Consider the following 18,360-nt stretch of genomic DNA (forward strand, 5'->3'; position numbering starts at 1 on the left):
GCGACGCCCGCAGCGGTGCTGCACACCCGGCGGCCATTTCACGCACGCGTTCGCCCGATGACAGCCCATCCCGACGTTACCCTTCAGCTGACCGACACCGAGCAGCCGGCCGCACGAGACTTCATCAGCCGCAAGCTCGGCGAATTCAACCACGCGATGACGGGCCGTGCCGACGCGGCCGCGCTCGACGTCTACGTGTCCGATCCCGCGACCGGCGAGATCCTGGGCGGCCTCTCCGGCCGCACTTCGCTCGGCCTCTTTTTCATCGACCTGTTCTATCTGCCCGAATCGCTGCGCGGCGGCGGATTCGGCAGCAGGCTGCTACGCGAGGCCGAAGCGGAAGCGAAACGGCGCGGATGCGCGCGCGCAGTGCTGTACACGATCTCGTTTCAGGCGCCCGATTTCTACCGGAAGCAGGGTTACGAGACGTTCGGCGAAGTGCCGTGCGAGCCGGAAGGGACCGCGCGCGTGTTCATGGTCAAGACGCTTTGAGCAGCGTCGCCGCGCGGCCGACCCGGCCGGGCGATGCGATACAGGCCGCGGGGATCACGGCGACCGATGCGCCGCCCGTTGCAGGCATTCGACGAACGCCGTCATGCTCGCACCGGGCACCAGATCCTTGCGATGCATCAGCCCGAGCGTCAGCGGCGACAGGTGCGCATCCGATTGCAGCCGCGCCAGCCGGCCGTCGCGCACGCCGCCGTCGAGCAGGAAATCCGGCCACACGCTGACGACGCCGGGCTCCCGCGCGAGTTCGCCGTAGAGCCGCTGCGACGTGCAGACGGTCACGCGCGGCATCGGCGCATGCACGCTTTTCCCGCATAGCGCCCGCCAGAACGCGGGCCAGCTGTCGCGCGTGTGGTTGTAGAGCCAGTGCGCGCCGGCGAGCCGTTCGAGCTGCGTTTCGCCGGCCAGCGGATCGCCGTGCGCGACCGCAAGCGATTGTGTCGACGTGCCGAGCGGGACGACGCGATATTCGGCCGTGCGGTCGCTGTCGGCGACGAACGCGACGCACAGGTCGAACGAGCCGTCGCGCAACCCGTCGATGATCTGCATCGGCGGACATTCGTATACGTTGAGCAGCACGTCGGGGCATTCGGCCCGGAATGCCCGCAGCGCGTCGGGCACGACGATCGACGCGGCAAGCAGCGACACGCCGACCGACAGCATGCGTCCCGCCCCGGAGCGCATCGCTTCCAGCTCGCGCTCGGCCAGCGCGATCTCGGCCACCACCGTGCGCGCATGACGCAGCAGCGCTTCGCCGTAACGCGTGAGCCGCACGCCCGCGCCGCTGCGCTCCAGCAACTGCACGCCGACACGCGCTTCCAGTTCCTTGATGCTTTTGGTGACGGCCGGCTGCGACACGCTCAACGCGTCGGCCGCGGCCATCAGCGTGCCGTGCTCGGCGATCGCGACGAGCATCTGCAACTGCGCCGTCTTCAGGGTGCCGCGTTCCATAAGCATTCGCTATGCGCATGAGAAATTGGAAATCGGCAGGCGGCCCGACGCGCTTATCGTGTGGGCACCGGCCGGCAAGCCGGCACGAGTATACAAGGCAAGGAGGCAGGCTTGACCCCGAACGGTATCGACGTCGATCTCGACGAACTCGTCGCGCTGCGCCGCGACATCCACGCCAACCCCGAAACCGCGTTCGACGAGCACCGCACCGGCGAACTGGTCGCCGCGAAGCTGCGCGCGTGGGACATCGAAACGCATGTGGGGATCGGCGGCACGGGCGTGGTCGGCGTCGTGCGCGGACAGCGCGGCGCGGGCCGCACGATTGCGCTGCGCGCCGACATGGACGCGCTGCCGATGGAAGAGGAGGGCCGCCCGCTGCACCGGTCGCTGCGCAACGGCGTGTTTCATGGCTGCGGGCACGACGGGCATACGGCGATGCTGCTGGGCGCGGCTTGCCACTTCAGCCGCCACCGCGATTTCGCGGGCACGATCGTGCTGGTGTTCCAGCCGGCTGAAGAAACGGGGGGCGGCGCGAACGCGATGCTCGCGGACGGCCTCGAGGATCGTTTCGGCTACGACGAAATTTATGCGCTGCACAATGCGCCGCATTTCGAGCCCGGCACGTTCGGCGTGCGCGATGGCGCGATGCTGGCGTCATGCGACGAGATCCTGATTTCGATCACGGGCGTCGGCGGCCACGGCTCGGCGCCGGAGTAGACCAAGGACCCGGTGATGGCCGCCGCGCAACTGATCTGCGCGTTGCAGACGGTCGTGAGCCGCACGACCGAGCCGAGCGCGACGGCCGTGCTGAGCATCGGCAGCGTGCATGCGGGCAGCGCGCCGAACGTGATTCCGAGCCACGCGGCGCTGACCGGCACGCTGCGCACGTTCGACGAACGCGTGCGCACGCTGGCGAAAACGCGGATTCGCGGTATCTGTGAAGGGATCGCGCTGGCGAGCGAGTGCGCGATTTCGGTCGAATTCGCGAACAGCTCGCCGGCGACCGTCAATCACCGCGAGCAGGCCGAAGCGGCTGCCGCTGCCGCCGCCGACGTGTTCGGCGCGCAGAACGTGCTGCGCGATTTCGCGCCGCTCAACGGCTCGGAGGATTTCTCCGAATTCCTGTTGCGCCGGCCCGGCGCGTATGCATTGATCGGGCAGGGCGGCGTGTACTGCCATCACCCCGAATTCGATTTCAACGACGACGTGCTGCCGCTCGGCGTGCGCTATTTCGTGACGCTCGCGCATGCGCGGCTGGCGGCATGACGAGAAAGACCTGGAGACAATCGCGATGATTTCTGAAGCACGACAGCCGCGCGGTTTCGTCCGCGCGCTGGCGGCGGTGCTGGCCGTTGCCGCATCGATGGCCGCGGGCGACGTGGCCGCGGCCGGCGCGACGCTGCGTTTCGGCACCGACCCGACCTATCCGCCTTACGAGTACAAGACGCCCGACGGCCGCCTCGCCGGCCTCGACATCGATATCGGCAACGCGCTGTGCGCGGCTGCGCAAGTGCGCTGCGTGTGGGTCGAGAGCAGCTTCGACGGCCTCGTCGCGGGGCTCGCCGCGCGCAAGTTCGACGCGATCGACGCGTCGATGGCGCCGACCGCCGCGCGGCGCCGCGTGATGGATTTCTCGCAGCCGCTCTATGCGGCCGACATCCGGCTGGTGGCCGCGCGCGATCGCCACCTGACGCCCGACCCGGCGTCGCTGGCCGGCAAGCGCATCGGCGTGCTGCAGGGCTCGACGCAGGCCGCGTTCGTGAAGGCGAACTGGGAGCCGCGCGGCGTCGTCATGCACGAATACGCGGACCAGAACAGCATTTATGCCGACCTCGCGAACGGGCGCCTCGACGGCACGCTGGCGCTCGGTACGGCCGCGCGGCTCGGTTTTCTCGACAAGCCGCAGGGCGCGCGCTTCGCGCTGTCGGGGCCGCGCATCGACGATCCGGCGATCATCGGCGCGTCGAGCGTGATCGGCGTGCGCAAGGGCGATGCGCAAACGCTGCAATTGCTCGATTCGGCGCTTGCGCGGTTGAAGGCCGACGGCACGATCGCACGGCTCGAACGGCAGTATCTCGGCGCGCAAGACGGCGCCAAATAAGAGCAGGGAAACCGTGCCGCCGTTATTGCTGCGGCGTCGCGCGCTCGACGATCATGTCGTAGAGCGCGCGCGCCGCAGGCGACAGTTGCGCGGACTTGCGCGTCACGAGCACGAGCGTGCGCGACACCGACGGCTCGACGAGCTCGATCGTGCGGATCATCGGATACGCATTCTTCTGGAGCGCGAGCTTCGGCACCACGGCCGCACCGAGCCCTTCCGCGACGAGCCCGAGCGCCGTCGAACTGCGCTGCACTTCGTAGAACGAATGCAGCGAGACGCCGCTGTTTTTCAGCGCGCCTTCGAGCAGCCCGCGATTGCCGCTCACTTCGCCGGCGAAGATCAGCGGATGCGGCTGCAACGCGGCCCAGCGGATGCGCCGCCGCTTCGCGAGCGGATGATCGTCGCGGCAGACGAGTACATAAGGATCGTGCGTAAGCGGCACGCTGACGAGTTCGGGGTGCTGATCGCCGGCGATGCTGATGCCGAATTCGGCTTCGCGCCGCAGCACGGCCTGCAGCACCGACGCCGATGCGTGATCGAGGATCTTCACGCGATCGTGCGGGCGATGCCCGGAGAACGCGCGCAGGATGCGCGGCAGATATTGCACGCCGACCGTCGGCACGCACGCGATCGTGACGTCGCCGCGCTGGCTCAGGCCCGTCTCGCGGATTTCGGTCAGCGCGTCGGAGAGCTCGTTCAGCAGCCGGCGCGCCTGCGGCAGGAAGCGCCGGCCGATCTCGGTGAGCGTGGTGCGGCGCGTCGTGCGCTCGACCAGCGCGACGCCGAGAAACGATTCGAGCTTGCGCAGCCGTTGCGTGATGGCCGTCTGCGTGACGTGCAGCGTATCGGCCGCCTGCCTGAAGCTGCCGCCGTCGGCGATCGCGACGAAAGCCTGTACCCCCAGCGTATCGATCTTCATCAGAATTTTGAATCAATAACGATATTAAATTCATTTTACTGAAGTACGCCGGGCGTCGCAGAATTCGCTGCATCGACGGCCGCGCGCATCCCGCGTCCGGATGCGGCGACGCCGTCCACGCCGACCAGGAGAACCATCGTGACGACCCCACTCGATCAATACGCGAACCAGTACGTGCAATTCGAGGACGAACGCACGCGGCCGGTGCGCGACCTGCTGGCCGCCGTGCCGAACACGCCGATCCATACCGCGATCGACATCGGCTGCGGGCCCGGCAATTCGACGGAAGCATTGATCGCACGCGCACCCGACGCGACGATCCACGGGATCGACGCATCGGCGGACATGATCGCGGCCGCGCGCAAGCGCCTGCCGGGGCTGCGTTTCGATATCGCCGACGTGGCCGCGTGGGACGACCCGGGCGGCTATGACCTGATCCTGTCGAACGCGGTATTGCAATGGGTGCCTGCGCACGACACGCTGTTTCCGATGCTCGTCGGCCGGCTCGCGCCGGGCGGCCATCTGGCGGTTCAGATGCCCGACAACCTGCACGAGCCCGCGCACCGGCTGATGCGCGAAGTCGCCGCGGCGGGGCCGTGGGCGGACAAGCTGAAAGGTGCGGCGCGCACGGAGCGGTTCGACGCACGGTACTACTACGCGCTGCTGTCGCCGCTGTGCGCGCGCGTGGACGTGTGGCGCACGACTTACTACCACCCGCTGCGCGGCGGCGCCGACGCGGTGGTCGAATGGTTCAAGGGCAGCGCGCTGCGGCCGTTCCTCGCCGCGCTCGATGACGGCGAACAGCGCGCGTTCCTCGCGCGCTATCGCGATGCGCTCGCCGGCCCCAACGGTTATCCGGCGCTCGGCGACGGCACCGTGCTGTTGCCGTTCCCGCGTCTGTTCATCGTCGCGACGCGGAAGTGATGCTGCGGTGAAGCAGCCGGCGTCGGTGCGTCAGGGTACCGGCCGCACCGATTCCGGGTCGACCGTGCGGCTGCGTGCGGTCTGCCCGTCGCGCAGGTCCTTGTACCAGAACAGCGCGACTTCCCCGTCGTTCTCGCCGTCGGCATACAGGAAGCGGTCGTGGCCGCCGAGCGTGAAGCCCGCGCGCGCATACGTGGAGCAGGCCGCGACATTGTTCGCCTGCGTTTCCAGCCGCATGAAGCCGAACCCGCGGCTGCGCGCCCAGGCTTCGGCGGCTGCCAGCAGGAACTGCCCGATACCCTGGCGCCGGTAGCGGCGATCGACGGCAAGCTCGGCGATCTCGGCCATCCCGTTCCAGCTTTGCGAGATCGCCACGAATCCGGCGAGCCGCCCGTCGGCCGTCGCGCGAAACAGGGCCGCGCTGCCTGACGCGTCATGCGCCCAGCCGGCCGGATCGAAGCCGTAGTCCTTGCGCCGCACCGGCAGCGCGCGAAGATCGAGCAAGTCCTGATACGGCGCATTCAGCTCCCATGCGATTTCGAACGAGAAGTCGCATCGCTCCAGTTCGTCGGCGGGAAGCCCGCTCGCCTGTTCGATGCTGATGTGCTCGTCGGCTCGGTCCATGTGTCGGTGTCCTGTCTTCGGCGGAATGATGTGGTCTTGTCCGCGGCTCGATCGCGCGCGCCATGAGGCGCATCGGATCGCGTCCGTTCGTTCTTCGTTTCTTTGCACCTGCACAATTGGCTGCGCGCGATACCGGCACAGACTTGCCGCATCCCCGGCTGCAGGCTGCGCGCAAACGATAAACCGGCGACTTCGCATGCATGTGCGCCGTTCGCGCGCCGTTCGCGGCATGCGCTCAACCGCCTGATTATGCTGGATTTCGGCGCGGACCCTGCGTCGACCTCGCTGCGAGGCTGTCCGCGTCGGGTCATGTCGCCGGTTCATGCCGACGGTCGAACGCCTGTGGATGAAAGACGACAGGAACCCGAATAATTGTTTACCGTTTGGTGACAACTCGATATATTTCGAAAAATATATCGAAGGTCGCGGCGCTGTCTGGCGTCGCGTCGTCCACCCGCTCCACGAAAGCCGGAAGAGATTCTGACCTGCATCGCCGGAGCAACGCGTCGTCATGGCATGCGCAACCGGTGCGCACGCTTCCCGACGCTGCAACACGAGCGGCCGCCCTGCGGCATGCCGCTTCAGCAAGCCCACACTGGCATCGAGATGGAACATCGTGCACACCCGCATGAGGTGTGTGCTCGTCCGGCGATCCGGCGGCTTGCGCTCGTCCGTCATACGGTTTTCATCAACACGCGGCGCGTCTGGCTGCGACGCGGGCGCGCGCGTCTACAACAAAAGGAAGCAGAATGAAAAAGACCATCGTGGCTGCGGCCGCACTCGGCATGTTCGGCAGCGCCGCGCACGCGCAAAGCAGCGTCACGCTCTACGGGTTGATCGATGCGGGTATCACGTATTCGAACAAGGTCGCGACGACGGGCGGGCACGGCAAGCTCGTCAAGTACGGCGACGGCGTTGCGTCGGGCAGCCGCTGGGGCATCCGCGGCACCGAGGATCTCGGCGGCGGTCTGAAGGCGCTGTTCGTGCTGGAGAACGGCTTCAGCAGCGGCGACGGCACGATCGGCCAGGGCGGTGCGATATTCGGCCGGCAGGCGTTCGTCGGGCTGTCGAAGAACGGGATCGGCTCGCTGACGTTCGGCCGCCAGTACTCGTTCTCGACCGACTACATCGGCGGGAACTACACGATGGGCAGCCAGACGCCGGCCGGCAACTACGCGTACCACATCAACGATCTCGACCAGCTGACGTCGAGCCGCATCAACAACGCGGTGAAGTTCCAGAGCGCGAATTTCGCGGGCCTCACGTTCGGCGCGATGTACGGCTTCTCGAACTCGACGCAGTTCGCGGGCACGCCGACCACGACCGGCGCGAACGGCGCGCAGGGTTCGTCGAGCGCATACAGCTTCGGCGCGAATTATGCGCAAGGCCCGTTCGGCATCGGCGCGGCGTACACGAACATCCGCTTCCCGAACGGCGCATCGCCGGCGTTCGGCGTGAGCATCGCGAACATCAACACGCTCGGGTTGCGCGACCTGGAGACGGTCGGCGTCGGCGCGCGTTACGCGATCGCGGCCGGCCTCGTATGGGCGAACTGGACGCATACGAAGTTCGCGCCGCTGTCGGGCGAAACGTCGAAGCTGAACAACTACGAAATCGGCGGTCGTTATGCGTTTACGCCGGCATTGAGCGGCGGGCTCGGTTATACGTTCTCGAAGCTCGACGGCCGCTTTGAAGGCAAGTGGCACCAGGTCAACGCGGCGGTGGACTATGCGCTGTCGAAGGGCACGGACGTGTACGTGAGCGCGGCCTTCCAGAAGGCGTCGGGCAGCAACACGATCAACGGCCGCGCGACGCCGGTGCAGGCCGAGATCGGCTCGTCGCCGTCGTTCATCGGCAACGCGGGCGCGAACACGCAGCTCGTTACGCGTATCGGCCTGCGTCACAAGTTCTGATTGACGGGAAAATGGGCGCTGCCGATGCAGGCAGCGCCCGTCGCAACGTCCGGAACCCGAACCGGCACGACAGCGGGCGCTCCGTCGGAGCGCCCGTTTTGCTGTGGGCGACACGATGACCGCGCAACGCGTCAGCGTGGAAAGCGATATATTCGAGCATGCATATCGGCGTGACGATCGATTGCACCGACCCACATTCACCAGCACGGGAGCACGATTTTGAATGCGACGCACCGCGAAGCCGTCGGCGAGGCTTTCTCGCTCGACGCAATGCAGCACGCAAGAACCATGACCTGGCAGGCCGTCGACGCGATCGCCGCGGGCGTCCGGCCCGGCATGCGGGAATCGGAGGCCAACGCGCTGGGGTCGAGCGTGCTGAAGGATCTCGGAATGGATCGAATCTGGCATCCGATCCTCGTCCGCTTCGGCGAAAACACGCTGCGTACGTTCAAGGAGCGTTCGGTGGCGGACCCGGTGCTCGCCGCCGCCGACATCTTCTTCATCGATCTCGGCGCCGTCTGGGCGAAGCACGAGGGCGACGCGGGCGCGACGTTCGTGTGCGGCGACGATCCGGACATGCACGCATGTGCGCGCGCGGCGCGCGTCATCTACGACGAGGTCGAGCATCATTGGCGGACCACCGGATGCGCGGGCATCGCGCTGTACGAATTCGCGGCGCAACGCGCGGATGCGCACGGCTTCCGGCTGAACGTCGACATCAAGGGGCATCGCGTCAGCGATTTCCCGCACGCGATCTACAAGGCCGGCAATCTCGGCGATTTCGACGGCGCGCCGGCCGCCGGTTTGTGGATCCTCGAAATCCAGATCGCGCACCCGACGCGGCCGTTCGGCGCGTTCTACGAAGACCTGCTCGTGTAAGCGCGGCGCCCGGCGACGCGCACCGCGCATGCGCGCCGGCCCGGGGCCGGCACGCGACGGCGGTGCGGCCGCGACGTCAGATGCTGATTGCAACGGGCCCCGCGAGCGGCGTGTAGCCGTCGTCGAACAGATACCACGCGTCGTACTGGCCCGACGCCAGCGAGCTGTTCGCGCTCGACGAGAACAGCAGCGAGCCGGTGCTCTTGGGCAGGTACGCCCACGACTTGTAGTTGCCCTTGGTCGGCTGCGCGCCGCGCGCATAGATGCCGACCCAGTTCTTCGGGCTGTGACGCCACGGCGGCGCGACATAGTCGAACCGCAGCGTGCCGTACGACGCGCCTTGCGCCGCCAGCGCCGCGACGAATTTCCCGTTCGTATTGCCGATCGCCGAATCCGTCAGCAGGACGCCGGATTGCGCCTGCACGCAACCGGCCACGCGGCGCAGGAAATTCGGATCGTTCGCGTCGCGGATGCTCGCGTCGTACCAGCCGGCGTCGCCGTACCACGTGACGGCCTGCGTCGCGCCGGCGGGCACGCTGACCGATTGCGGCGTGTTCATCCCGTATGCGTTGTCGACGAGCTGGAACGTCGTCGCGCTCGAACCGGCGGAGTTGTCGAGGGTGATCTGCACGTTGCCGTTCTGCACGTCGTAGCAGAGGCTCACTTCGGCGGCCGATCCGGTATTCCCCGACGCGCCGATGTTGCCGCGCAACGTCTGCAGGAACCCGTTCGGGCCGTAGATCGAGTAGTCGTAGCCGCCGCCCGAATTCAGCGCGAGCGTATCCGACAGGCTCGCGCACGCACTCGTGCCGGCGCCGATCGTGTACTGCCGCGGAATCGTGCTCGTGCCGTCGACCCACGCCTGCAGATGCACGCCGGCCGTGCCGGTATTGGTCATCATCAACGCGAGCGTCTTGGCGGAGCGGTTGACCTTGCCCTGCACGAAGAACTCGTACGGCAGCCGGCACGCGGTGTTGCGCCCGGCCGTTTGCGCCGGCACCGCGGTGGTGGTCGCGGCAGGGATCGAGACCGTCGAGCCGTTCGGGTCCATGTTGCTGGCCGCGGCCGGGATCGACGGAATCGTCTGGTCGGGATTCGCGAAATCGAATGCCGACGTGAGATCGCCGCACACCGCGCGACGCCATGGTGTGATGTTCGTTTCCTGCAGCCCGAAGCGCGCTTCCAGGAAGCGGATCACCGACGTGTGATCGAAAACCTGCGAATTGACCTTGCCGCCTTTCGACCACGGCGAGATCACGAACATCGGCACGCGCGGGCCGAGCCCGATCGGCACGTCGCCGTTTGCCGATCCGTCCGACGCGCTGCCGCTACTGGCGACGAATTCCGCGGCGGTCGACACCGTCGACTGGCCGGTGCCCGCGTAGGCGCTCGACGGGACGGCCGGCGGCACGTGATCGAACAGGCCGTCGTTCTCGTCGTACATCACGAGCAGCACCGTGCTGGCCCATACCGCCGGATTCGACGTCAGCGCATTGAGGACGTTGCTCACGTACCATTCGCCGCCGCTCGCGGCCCACGACGGATGCTCGCAATACGCATACGGCGCGGCGATCCACGACACCTGCGGCAGCGTGCCGTTCGCGACGTCGGCCCGCAGCTGGCTGAACAGATTCGTGTCGTATTCCTTGCCGCCGCCGGTCGGATCGATCTGCGTGCCGTTGAGCGCGGGCGCAAGCGGGTCGTTGGCGCCGAGGTTCTGGTACTGCCTGAAGTTCAGGATGACGTTGTCGCCATAGTTGCCGTTCCACCAGAGGTCACTTTTGGAACCGTTGTATTCGCCGTAGCCGTGGCCGGAATCCAGCCCGTTGCCCTTGTCCTGGTAGAACTTCCACGTGACGCCGGCCGTGTTCAGGCGTTCGGGCATCGTCGTCCAGCCGGTGCCGGTCATCGTGTTCGTCGTGTACGGCGAATAGCCCGGCACGTTGCCGCAGCAGCCGGTCCACAGATACAGGCGGTTCGGGTCCGTCGGGCCGAGCATCGAACAGTGGTAGTCGTCGCACACCGTGAACGCGCTCGCCAGCGCGTAATAGAACGGGATGTCGTTCTGCGTGAAGTAGTACATCGTGCCGCTGCCCTTCGCATCGGCCCAGTTGTCGTACTTGCCGTTGTTCCACGCATTGTGCGTGCCGCCCCACGAGTGATCGAGGTCGCCGTAGTAGGTGTCGCCGTTCGCGACGCCGGAAACGGGCGGCGACGGGTTGAACGGGAATACGTAGGACAGCATCCAGGGCTGGCGCCAGACCGGATAGCCGTTCGAAATCACGACGGGCCGCGGATCGCCGAAGCCGCGCGCACCGCGCAGCGTGCCGAGATAGTGGTCGAACGACCGGTTTTCCTGCATCAGGATCACGACGTGCTTGACGTCCTGAAGGGTGCCGGTGACGGTCGCCGCCGGAATCGACTGCGCGCGCAGGATGCTCTCGGGCAGCATGCCGGTGACCGCGGTGGCGCCGGCGAGCTTCAGCGCATCGGCGAGGAACTGACGTCGTGTCGAGGGTTTGTTTTGCATGTTCGTTCTCTGTCGTGGATTGCCAATCGGACGTGCCGGGTGTCGCCGCGTGCGGTGGGGCGCACGGGCAGGGCACCGCTGCCGTGGGGCATGCGCAGGCTCAGTGGCACGCGCTCGCGCAGTGCAGGACCGGCGCGGACGCCGAACCCGGTGCCGATGCGAGTGCGGTGGCGGCATTGCCCGCTGCGCCCGAATCGCCGTCGCCGCAACCGGCCAGCGTGCACAGCAGCGCGATCGCGATCACGCCGGGCCAGTGCCGAAAGCGGCGCTCGGCGCCGGTCGACGACATTGAACTGCTCCGCTCGTCATTGAGTCGGATTCCTGATTGATGAAGCTTGGCGTTCGACGCTCTGAAATTCATCACCCCTCCTGACATGAAATGAACTGCGGAGAATAACGTCCGAATCAAAACAGATTCATGACAGGCCATCCGCGCCTGCCTGCGACTTGCGAAAGCTGATCGTCGGGATTGGTCGCGACCGGATGCGTGACGTAGTCGAGCAGCGGCACGTCGTTGATCGAATCGCTGTAGAAGTAGGTCCGTTCGAAATCCGACGGCGCATAGCCAAGCGAATCGAGCCATTCGGCCGTGCGCACGATCTTGCCTTCGCGGAAGCTCGGCACGCCGGTGCTGCGCCCGGTGAACTGCCCGCCGGGCGTGCCGTCGTCGGTATCGAGCTCGATGCCGAGCAGATACTCGATGCCGAACTCGGCTGCGATCGGCCGCGTGACGAACACGTTGGTCGCCGTCACGATGCAGCAGAGATCGCCGTTTTCGCGATGCCGGTCGACCAGCGCGCGCGCCTGCGGCGTGATGGCCGGCCGGATCACCTCGTCCATGAACTGCGCATGCCAGCGCTCGAGTTGCTCGCGCGAGTAGCGGGTGAGCGGCGCGAGCGTCACGGCGAGATACGCGTTCATGTCGAGCGTGCCGGCCGCGTAGTGGCCGTAGTGCTCGTCGATCAGTGCGGCATGCGCGTCGTCTTCCCGCCAGCCGACCCGCGAAATGAAGCGGGCCCAGGCCTGGTCGCTGTCGAGCGGCAACAGCGTGTGATCGAGGTCGAACAGCGCGAGATTCTTGTGCATGCTGGGTTCCTTGTATTGCGGGCTTACGCGCCGATCAGCTTCTCGATCGCGTCCTTGGCGTTTTTCCCGTCGATGGTCGTGACGCCGTCGAGCCACTTCGACAGCACGCCGGGATGCTTCTTCGCCCATTCCTTCGCGACTGCGACCGGGTCCGCATGATTCATGATCGGGACCATCAGCTGGTTCTCTTCGTCGGTCGTGAATTTCAGGTTGGTCAGCAGCCGGCCGACGTTCGGGCAGCGTTCGAGATAGCCGGGCGTGACGAGCGTGTAGACCTTCGCCGATCCGTAGTTCGGACCGAATACGCTGTCGCCGCCGTCGAGGTAGGAGATCTTGTAGTTGATGTTCATCGGATGCGGTTCCCACGCGAGAAACACAATCATCCGGTGTTCCTGCACGGCGCGCGTCACCTGCACGAGCATCCCGGCCTCGCTCGATTCGACCAGCTTGAAGCCGCCGAGCCCGAATTCGTTCTTGTCGATCATGCGCTGGATCAGCGCGTTGCCATTGTTGCCGGCGCCGATCCCGTAGATCTTGCCGTCGAGCTGGTCGCGGAACTTCGCGATGTCGGCGAAGCTCTTGAGGCCCTTGTCCGACGCGAATTGCGGCACGGCCAGCGTGTAGCGCGCGCCGACTAGGTTGGGCTGCGGCAACTGATGCACGGCGCCGGCATCCACGAACGGCTTCACCGTGGGCGTCATGCTCGGATCCCAGTAGCCGAGGAACGCGTCGATCTGCGCCTTCTTCACGCCGGCCAGCACGATCGGCGGCGACGCGATCGTCTTGGTCGCGTCGTAGCCGAGCCCGTCGAGCAGCATCATCGCGACGCCGGTGGTGGCGGCGATGTCGCTCCAGCCGACATCGCCGAGCGTCACCTTCTTGCAGACGTCCCCTTCGGATGCGAGAACGGGGGTCGTCGCGAGTGTCGCCAGCAGCGTTGCGGCCAGCAGCCATGCCTTCTTTGCCATGTTGGTCTCCTAAGCAAGTGTTCCGGATCGTGTTGCCTGATTGGTAAGACGATTGATCGTGCAGATCGGATGAAACAAACGAACTTGGGTCTAGCCGTGCAGTTTTTCGTACCGTATATTAGAAAGCACAAAATCGCAAGATCGCACAAAAATACAACTTGCTCGTCGTCGGAGGGGCGGGCGAGCAGGCGCAGGAAAAGTCGGGGCGGTGGCCGGGACGGGCCGCGCGTCATCAAGTGGATAGGCAACGCAAGGAGAACCCGGATGATCAGTCAGCTGGAAATCATTTCCCGCCTGTTGTTGGCGGCATTGCTCGGCAGCATCGTCGGCATCGAGCGCGAACGGCTGTCGTGGGCGGCCGGCCTGCGCACGCACATGCTGGTGGCCGTGGGCGCGGCGCTCGTGATGGTCGTGTCGGCGTTCGGCTTCGCGGATATCCAGGACGCGAAGAACGTGTCGCTGGACCCGTCGCGGGTCGCCGCACAGGTCGTGTCGGGCATCGGCTTTCTCGGCGCGGGATCGATCATGTTGCGCGGCGAGATCATCCGCGGCCTGACGACCGCGGCGAGCCTGTGGGTCGTCGCGGCGGTCGGGCTGGCCGTGGGCGGCGGCATGTACGTGGCCGCGATCGCCGCGACGGCGATCGTGCTGGCGATCCTCGCCGGGCTGAAGCCGATCGAGAAACGCTTCTTCGCCACGCGGCAGCGCTGGGGCGTGCGCATTCTCGCGAGCCGCGGCGCCGTGAAGCTGACGTCGCTGCAGGCGATGCCCGGCATCGATCAGGCGCGCATCGTCCAGTTCATCATCGAACAGGACGACGCCGCACCGGACGACGATCGCATCCATGTCGTGTTTTCGAAGATGACGAGCGCCGAATTCCAGGCCGTCCGTCAATCCCTGCAGACCCTCGGCGGCATCAAAAAGATGGAGGAGAGCGCGGCGTAACACTTCCGTTCGAATAACATTGACGTTCACTCCGAGGACATTTCATGTGGCAAGAAGAGCGATATCAGAGAATCCGGCTTCTGCTATCGAAGATGCAGCGCGTTTCCACCGACCGGATCATGGCCGACCTGAACGTGTCGCGGGAAACCGTGCGCCGCGATCTCGTCGACCTCGAGGCGATGGGGGAATTGAAGCGCGTGCACGGCGGCGCGGTGCAGGTGGGCGACGAAGCGCCGATCGCCGAGCGCGCGCAGACGCACGTCAAGGCGAAGCTGGCGATCGCTCGCGCGGCGGCCAGGCTGGTCACGGGCTCGCAGACGCTGTTCATCGACGCGGGCACGACCACCACGCTGCTGGCCGAAGAACTCGCGAAGCTGTCGGGTCTCACGATCGTTACGAATTCGATCGACGTCGCGTTGAAGATGCGTTCGAGCGACCCGTCGCAGGCGAAGAACGAAACGATCCTGCTCGGCGGGATGATCGGCAGCCGCGCGGCCGCGACGGTCGGCGACGGCACGATCGCGGAAATCTTCCGCTACCGCGCCGATCTCGCGCTGCTGTCGCCGGTCGGCGTCGATCATGTGCGGGGCGCGACCAATTTCGACCGGATGGAAACCGAGGTGGCGCGCGCGATGGTGAGCAACGCGGCGGACGTGGCGATCCTGGCCGATTTCAGCAAGCTCGGCACGAACAGCCGGATCAGCTTCTGCGAGCCGGCGCGGATCGGCACGCTGGTGACGGACCAGAAGGCGGAGTCGGTCGACAGCTTCAAGAGCATCAGGAAGGTCGTGAAGAACATCGTGCTGTCGTGATGCAGGCACGCGCCGGGCGGGCGCTCTGCTGTCGTTATGCCGCCCATGCGGCGTGTGTTCTGCCCGTCGGCGGTTTCCCGTCGTAATATATCCGCCGATACAGCGAAGGCGCGCCAGCCGGCGGCGCCGTCACGGAGGCGGGCGATGGAGATGGCAGGGACGGCGGCGCCTTCGGCGCATCAGGCGCATCACACGGCGGCGGGCTCGATCACGCTGACGGGCGCATTCGTGCGGCCGATGACGGTCACGCTCGACGATCTGCGCCAATACGCGAGCGCGACGGCCGAGCCGTTCGACCTGCGCTGCTTCACGACGAACCGTTTTATCCGTTCGGTCGCGCCGTATCGCGGCGCGCGGCTGAAGGACCTGATCGAAGCAGCCGGGCTGCACAACGCCGAGCCGGGCGACTTCAAGCGCATGGTGTTCATCGCGCATGCGCACGACGGCTATGCGGTCACGTTCTCATGGCACGAACTGTTCAATACGCCGATTGGCGAGCGCGTGATCGTCGCGTTCGAATGTGGCGATGCGCCGCTGTCGCTCGACGACGGCGCGCCGCTGCTGTTCTCCGGCGCCGACCTCCTGCCCGCGCCGCGCCACGTGAAGCGGCTGGCCGGCATCGTCGCGCGCGTGCTCGAGGTCTGAGCCGGCGCGCGTGCCGACGGCGTTCGCCGCGCCGGCCATCGTGTATGCTTGCCCGCATCGTTCAAACGGCGGGACAACATGAAGACTTCGGCACTCCCCAAGCCAGAGGCGCGCTTCAGGATGCGTATCCAGCAGGCCGACACGATCGCGCTCGGCCCGGGCAAGGTCGCGTTGCTGGAGGCCGTGCGCGAGCATGGTTCGATTTCGGCGGCGGCGCGCAGCATGAAGATGTCGTACCGGCGCGCGTGGCTGCTGATGGACGAGCTGAACCGCTCGCTGAAGTCACCGGCGACGGTGTCGGAGCATGGCGGGCAGAGCGGCGGCGGCAGCGTGCTGACGCCGGTCGGCGAGGAGATCATCCGCCTCTATCGCGGGATCGAGGAACGCGCGTATGCGGCCTGCGCGGACGAGATCGCCGCGCTCACGAAAATGGTGCGCCGCTGAAGGCTTCTTCAGGCTGATGCGTGCCTACCCGTGCCGCAGGCAAAAGCGCGACGGGTCGCCCGCGGCGGCCTCCGGTGCAACGACATCGCGCGCCTGCGCATCGAGCCGCCCGATCAGTTCGACGAAACTGGCGACGCTGGCGGTCCGCAGCGGGTAGTACGCGATGTGATGGCGTTCGCAGATGCGCTTGAGCAGGTTCACCGAATCGTGATCGATGCAGTCGACCGGGAACACGACCATGTGCGCGCCCGGTAACGCCGCGGCCAGCAGGCCCTTGCGATCCTCGATGCCGCCGTCGTGCATCGTGACCTCGCCGCCCGCCGTCTCGACGATCCGGCGGATCGCGCGGTTCGAACCGGGCCGCCCGCCGACATAGACGAGCCGCCGGTGCCGAAGCATCGACAGTGTGTCCACCGTCTGCTCGGCCGGATCGTCGGTCGATGCCTGCACCGCCTGTTCGATCGCGCTCGCTTCGGCGCGCAGCGTCTTCACCATCGCCATCAGGTCGTCGAGCCGCGCGCGCATCGCGCGGGCGCTCGCCTGTTCGGCGGCGATCCGCTGTTCGGCTGCCTCGCGACGGCTCGTGTGAAGCGCGAGACGTTCGTCGCGCGCGGCCAGCGCTTCGCGCAGTTCGTGCACTTCGTTGCGCAACACGCTTTCGGCGGCCAGCGGCTGCGCGCTCTGGCGCGCGTTGATCGCATCCAGCTCTTTCAGTGCCGCGTCACGCTGCGCGCTCATCTCCTGCAGGCGCGCCTGCTGTCGTTCGACTTTCGCGTGCAGTGCCGTATTCTCTTCCTCCAGCGCGACCAGCCGCCGGATATCGGCGCGATTGGCCGAGCCGACCAGGTGCGACAGCATGTGCAGATCGCCGAACGCGACCTGGCGCACGCCCATCGTCGTGCGCGGATGCGTCATCAGCGCCCAGTATGCGGGCGGAATGTCGCCGTTCTTCAGGGCTTCCTTCCAGCGCGCGAGGAGCTCGTCCGCATCCTTCGCGCCGTCGAACGCGCGTATCGCACCCGCATAGCGTTCGTCGAGCGCCTTGTGCAACGCCTTGCCGCCGGCGGCGCCTTCGATCGCAAGCTCGACGGCAGCGTGATGGATTTCCAGGTCGGTCGAGCGCTGGCGGTCGAGATCGGTGAATTTCGGTACGAGCTTGCGCAGTTCGTGCGTGGTCAGGCAGGTGCCGATGATCGAGCAGTGCAGGTTCGCATCGAGTTCGGACAGGCGTGCGCGGCGCTTCAGTTCGGCCAGTTGCGCGCGCGACGGCGCGCAGCATGCGTCGACCCGCGCGCCGGTTGCCGCGGCCGGATGGCCGCCGGGCGACGAAAGGCCTGCCGTACGGGCAAGGCGAAAGGGCGGAGCGTGCATGTTGACCTCTATCCGGCACTGTCGGACCGGAGACGGATGCGCGAAAGATTCGCGAAATATACCACGGAATATAACGGGTGAAATTCCGGGGAAATCACCGAGCCAGGCGGGGCGAGGCGGTTAGCAGAGCACGGTGGAACAGTCGTTGCGCGGCAGTGCGGCCGGGGCCGCAGTCGAAACAGGGCGCGATGCCGGCGCGTGGCGCGCCATCACGTACTCGACGCACAGCCCGACGAACAGTACGTCGACGCGCTCCAGCGCGGCGACCGTGTCGCGCATCGCCACCGGGTCGTTGCTGAACGATTCGGAGAACACGTCGTCGCGCGTGCGTTCGAGGCGGTGCGCGTGCGCGATCGCCTGTTCGAGATCGGGCAGGCGTGTGAAGCGGGCGGCGCGCGCGGCGGTTTCGAGCGTCGACAGCAGCTCGCGAAAGCCCATCGTGGACAGCGCATCGTCCGGCGCGATCGCATCGCGCGCGGCCGAGAACATCCGGATGAAGCGCACGACGCTGCCGCGCAGGCGCCGGAACGCATCGACGACATCCGTGACCTGCTGCGCGCGTGCGTCGCTCGACAACGGCTTGAGCGCGCTGATCTTGCGGATCAGCGGCTGTTCCCGTGCGGCGCGCAGCGGGGGGCGATCCGTCGGCGTGCGGGCCATGGCGTTTCTCCGGGTGTGCAGGTGTCGATATATTCTACGGAATATATCGATAACGTGGTCGACCGACGCCGAATTAGGAGG

At 66.7% G+C, this 18,360-nt stretch carries 18 protein-coding genes and 1 pseudogene; 10 read left to right on the forward strand and 9 right to left on the reverse strand.

Annotation, left to right across the window (positions count from 1 at the left end; translation table 11 throughout):
* The first annotated feature begins 57 nt into the window (after positions 1 to 57).
* Positions 58 to 492: a GNAT family N-acetyltransferase gene (locus BBJ41_RS29455; RefSeq protein WP_069749704.1), complete on the forward strand. Its 435-nt coding sequence runs from the start codon at positions 58 to 60 to the stop codon at positions 490 to 492.
* 54 nt (positions 493 to 546) lie between these two features.
* On the opposite strand, the gene BBJ41_RS29460 is transcribed toward BBJ41_RS29455, so the two are convergent.
* Complete coding sequence (locus BBJ41_RS29460; RefSeq protein WP_069749705.1) at positions 547 to 1,458, reverse strand: LysR family transcriptional regulator; 912 nt, start codon at positions 1,456 to 1,458, stop codon at positions 547 to 549.
* 111 nt (positions 1,459 to 1,569) lie between these two features.
* Here BBJ41_RS29460 and BBJ41_RS42030 point away from each other — a divergent pair.
* Both BBJ41_RS42030 and BBJ41_RS29470 read left to right on the forward strand, forming a co-directional pair.
* Positions 1,570 to 2,724: pseudogene (locus BBJ41_RS42030) on the forward strand (amidohydrolase).
* Between the two features lie 25 nt (positions 2,725 to 2,749).
* Entirely contained in the window at positions 2,750 to 3,559 is an 810-nt protein-coding gene (locus BBJ41_RS29470) for a transporter substrate-binding domain-containing protein (RefSeq protein ID WP_069750428.1), read from the forward strand.
* A gap of 22 nt (positions 3,560 to 3,581) precedes the next feature.
* Here the strand turns inward: BBJ41_RS29470 and BBJ41_RS29475 are convergent, their stop codons facing one another.
* Positions 3,582 to 4,478 (reverse strand): LysR family transcriptional regulator, encoded by an 897-nt coding sequence (locus tag BBJ41_RS29475; protein ID WP_069749706.1) that lies wholly within the window; start codon positions 4,476 to 4,478, stop codon positions 3,582 to 3,584.
* A gap of 138 nt (positions 4,479 to 4,616) precedes the next feature.
* On the opposite strand from BBJ41_RS29475, the gene tam reads away from it, so the two are divergent.
* A complete protein-coding gene (gene tam / locus BBJ41_RS29480; RefSeq protein ID WP_069749707.1) occupies positions 4,617 to 5,402 on the forward strand; it encodes a trans-aconitate 2-methyltransferase in 786 nt (261 codons plus the stop codon).
* Positions 5,403 to 5,432: 30 nt separating this feature from the next.
* On the opposite strand, the gene BBJ41_RS29485 is transcribed toward tam, so the two are convergent.
* Positions 5,433 to 6,026: a GNAT family N-acetyltransferase gene (locus BBJ41_RS29485; RefSeq protein WP_069749708.1), complete on the reverse strand. Its 594-nt coding sequence runs from the start codon at positions 6,024 to 6,026 to the stop codon at positions 5,433 to 5,435.
* 749 nt (positions 6,027 to 6,775) lie between these two features.
* Between BBJ41_RS29485 and BBJ41_RS29490 the strand changes: the two genes are divergently transcribed.
* Both BBJ41_RS29490 and BBJ41_RS29495 read left to right on the forward strand, forming a co-directional pair.
* The gene (locus BBJ41_RS29490; RefSeq protein ID WP_069749709.1) at positions 6,776 to 7,939 is read left to right on the forward strand and encodes a porin; all 1,164 of its coding nucleotides are present in this window, start codon (positions 6,776 to 6,778) and stop codon (positions 7,937 to 7,939) included.
* Between the two features lie 219 nt (positions 7,940 to 8,158).
* Positions 8,159 to 8,818 (forward strand): M24 family metallopeptidase, encoded by a 660-nt coding sequence (locus BBJ41_RS29495; RefSeq protein WP_069749710.1) that lies wholly within the window; start codon positions 8,159 to 8,161, stop codon positions 8,816 to 8,818.
* Positions 8,819 to 8,894: 76 nt separating this feature from the next.
* Here BBJ41_RS29495 and BBJ41_RS29500 read toward each other — a convergent pair whose 3' ends face one another.
* The 4 genes from BBJ41_RS29500 to BBJ41_RS29515 form a co-directional block, all read right to left on the reverse strand.
* The gene (locus tag BBJ41_RS29500) at positions 8,895 to 11,348 is read right to left on the reverse strand and encodes a phosphocholine-specific phospholipase C (protein WP_069749711.1); all 2,454 of its coding nucleotides are present in this window, start codon (positions 11,346 to 11,348) and stop codon (positions 8,895 to 8,897) included.
* Between the two features lie 100 nt (positions 11,349 to 11,448).
* Positions 11,449 to 11,637, reverse strand: a complete 189-nt coding sequence (locus tag BBJ41_RS29505) for a hypothetical protein (protein WP_232036196.1) — start codon at positions 11,635 to 11,637, stop codon at positions 11,449 to 11,451.
* 116 nt (positions 11,638 to 11,753) lie between these two features.
* Positions 11,754 to 12,434, reverse strand: coding sequence for a histidinol-phosphatase (locus BBJ41_RS29510; protein ID WP_069749713.1), 681 nt, complete (start codon positions 12,432 to 12,434; stop codon positions 11,754 to 11,756).
* 23 nt (positions 12,435 to 12,457) lie between these two features.
* Positions 12,458 to 13,402: a choline ABC transporter substrate-binding protein gene (locus BBJ41_RS29515; protein ID WP_069749714.1), complete on the reverse strand. Its 945-nt coding sequence runs from the start codon at positions 13,400 to 13,402 to the stop codon at positions 12,458 to 12,460.
* A gap of 264 nt (positions 13,403 to 13,666) precedes the next feature.
* On the opposite strand from BBJ41_RS29515, the gene BBJ41_RS29520 reads away from it, so the two are divergent.
* The 4 genes from BBJ41_RS29520 (at position 13,667) to BBJ41_RS29535 (ending at position 16,248) form a co-directional block, all read left to right on the forward strand.
* Positions 13,667 to 14,347 carry an MgtC/SapB family protein gene (locus BBJ41_RS29520; RefSeq protein ID WP_069749715.1) on the forward strand — a complete coding sequence of 227 codons (681 nt, stop codon included), beginning with the start codon at positions 13,667 to 13,669 and terminating at the stop codon, positions 14,345 to 14,347.
* A gap of 44 nt (positions 14,348 to 14,391) precedes the next feature.
* The gene (locus tag BBJ41_RS29525; protein WP_069749716.1) at positions 14,392 to 15,159 is read left to right on the forward strand and encodes a DeoR/GlpR family DNA-binding transcription regulator; all 768 of its coding nucleotides are present in this window, start codon (positions 14,392 to 14,394) and stop codon (positions 15,157 to 15,159) included.
* 144 nt (positions 15,160 to 15,303) lie between these two features.
* Positions 15,304 to 15,804: a molybdopterin-dependent oxidoreductase gene (locus tag BBJ41_RS29530; RefSeq protein WP_069749717.1), complete on the forward strand. Its 501-nt coding sequence runs from the start codon at positions 15,304 to 15,306 to the stop codon at positions 15,802 to 15,804.
* A 120-nt stretch (positions 15,805 to 15,924) separates the two neighbouring features.
* Positions 15,925 to 16,248, forward strand: coding sequence for a winged helix-turn-helix domain-containing protein (locus BBJ41_RS29535; RefSeq protein ID WP_048249146.1), 324 nt, complete (start codon positions 15,925 to 15,927; stop codon positions 16,246 to 16,248).
* 24 nt (positions 16,249 to 16,272) lie between these two features.
* Here the strand turns inward: BBJ41_RS29535 and BBJ41_RS29540 are convergent, their stop codons facing one another.
* Both BBJ41_RS29540 and BBJ41_RS29545 read right to left on the reverse strand, forming a co-directional pair.
* The gene (locus BBJ41_RS29540) at positions 16,273 to 17,619 is read right to left on the reverse strand and encodes a DUF2325 domain-containing protein (RefSeq protein ID WP_069749718.1); all 1,347 of its coding nucleotides are present in this window, start codon (positions 17,617 to 17,619) and stop codon (positions 16,273 to 16,275) included.
* 120 nt (positions 17,620 to 17,739) lie between these two features.
* Positions 17,740 to 18,279, reverse strand: coding sequence for a hypothetical protein (locus BBJ41_RS29545; RefSeq protein ID WP_069749719.1), 540 nt, complete (start codon positions 18,277 to 18,279; stop codon positions 17,740 to 17,742).
* Positions 18,280 to 18,360: the final 81 nt, after the last annotated feature.

It is taken from the genome of Burkholderia stabilis, from assembly GCF_001742165.1.
Taxonomy (GTDB): Bacteria; Pseudomonadota; Gammaproteobacteria; order Burkholderiales; family Burkholderiaceae; genus Burkholderia; species Burkholderia stabilis.

What these genes read in the sequence shown, in the direction of transcription:
- BBJ41_RS29455 (WP_069749704.1), top strand. Translation starts at nt 58, where the DNA reads ATGACAGCCCATCCCGACGTTACCCTTCAGCTGACCGACACCGAGCAG.
- BBJ41_RS29530 (WP_069749717.1), top strand. Translation starts at nt 15,304, where the DNA reads ATGGAGATGGCAGGGACGGCGGCGCCTTCGGCGCATCAGGCGCATCAC.
- BBJ41_RS29470 (WP_069750428.1), top strand. Translation starts at nt 2,750, where the DNA reads ATGATTTCTGAAGCACGACAGCCGCGCGGTTTCGTCCGCGCGCTGGCG.
- BBJ41_RS29510 (WP_069749713.1), bottom strand. Translation starts at nt 12,434, where the DNA reads ATGCACAAGAATCTCGCGCTGTTCGACCTCGATCACACGCTGTTGCCG.
- BBJ41_RS29520 (WP_069749715.1), top strand. Translation starts at nt 13,667, where the DNA reads ATGATCAGTCAGCTGGAAATCATTTCCCGCCTGTTGTTGGCGGCATTG.
- BBJ41_RS29460 (WP_069749705.1), bottom strand. Translation starts at nt 1,458, where the DNA reads ATGGAACGCGGCACCCTGAAGACGGCGCAGTTGCAGATGCTCGTCGCG.
- BBJ41_RS29505 (WP_232036196.1), bottom strand. Translation starts at nt 11,637, where the DNA reads ATGTCGTCGACCGGCGCCGAGCGCCGCTTTCGGCACTGGCCCGGCGTG.
- BBJ41_RS29540 (WP_069749718.1), bottom strand. Translation starts at nt 17,619, where the DNA reads ATGCACGCTCCGCCCTTTCGCCTTGCCCGTACGGCAGGCCTTTCGTCG.
- BBJ41_RS29485 (WP_069749708.1), bottom strand. Translation starts at nt 6,026, where the DNA reads ATGGACCGAGCCGACGAGCACATCAGCATCGAACAGGCGAGCGGGCTT.
- BBJ41_RS29535 (WP_048249146.1), top strand. Translation starts at nt 15,925, where the DNA reads ATGCGTATCCAGCAGGCCGACACGATCGCGCTCGGCCCGGGCAAGGTC.
- BBJ41_RS29500 (WP_069749711.1), bottom strand. Translation starts at nt 11,348, where the DNA reads ATGCAAAACAAACCCTCGACACGACGTCAGTTCCTCGCCGATGCGCTG.
- BBJ41_RS29525 (WP_069749716.1), top strand. Translation starts at nt 14,392, where the DNA reads ATGTGGCAAGAAGAGCGATATCAGAGAATCCGGCTTCTGCTATCGAAG.
- BBJ41_RS29545 (WP_069749719.1), bottom strand. Translation starts at nt 18,279, where the DNA reads ATGGCCCGCACGCCGACGGATCGCCCCCCGCTGCGCGCCGCACGGGAA.
- BBJ41_RS29475 (WP_069749706.1), bottom strand. Translation starts at nt 4,478, where the DNA reads ATGAAGATCGATACGCTGGGGGTACAGGCTTTCGTCGCGATCGCCGAC.
- BBJ41_RS29490 (WP_069749709.1), top strand. Translation starts at nt 6,776, where the DNA reads ATGAAAAAGACCATCGTGGCTGCGGCCGCACTCGGCATGTTCGGCAGC.
- BBJ41_RS29515 (WP_069749714.1), bottom strand. Translation starts at nt 13,402, where the DNA reads ATGGCAAAGAAGGCATGGCTGCTGGCCGCAACGCTGCTGGCGACACTC.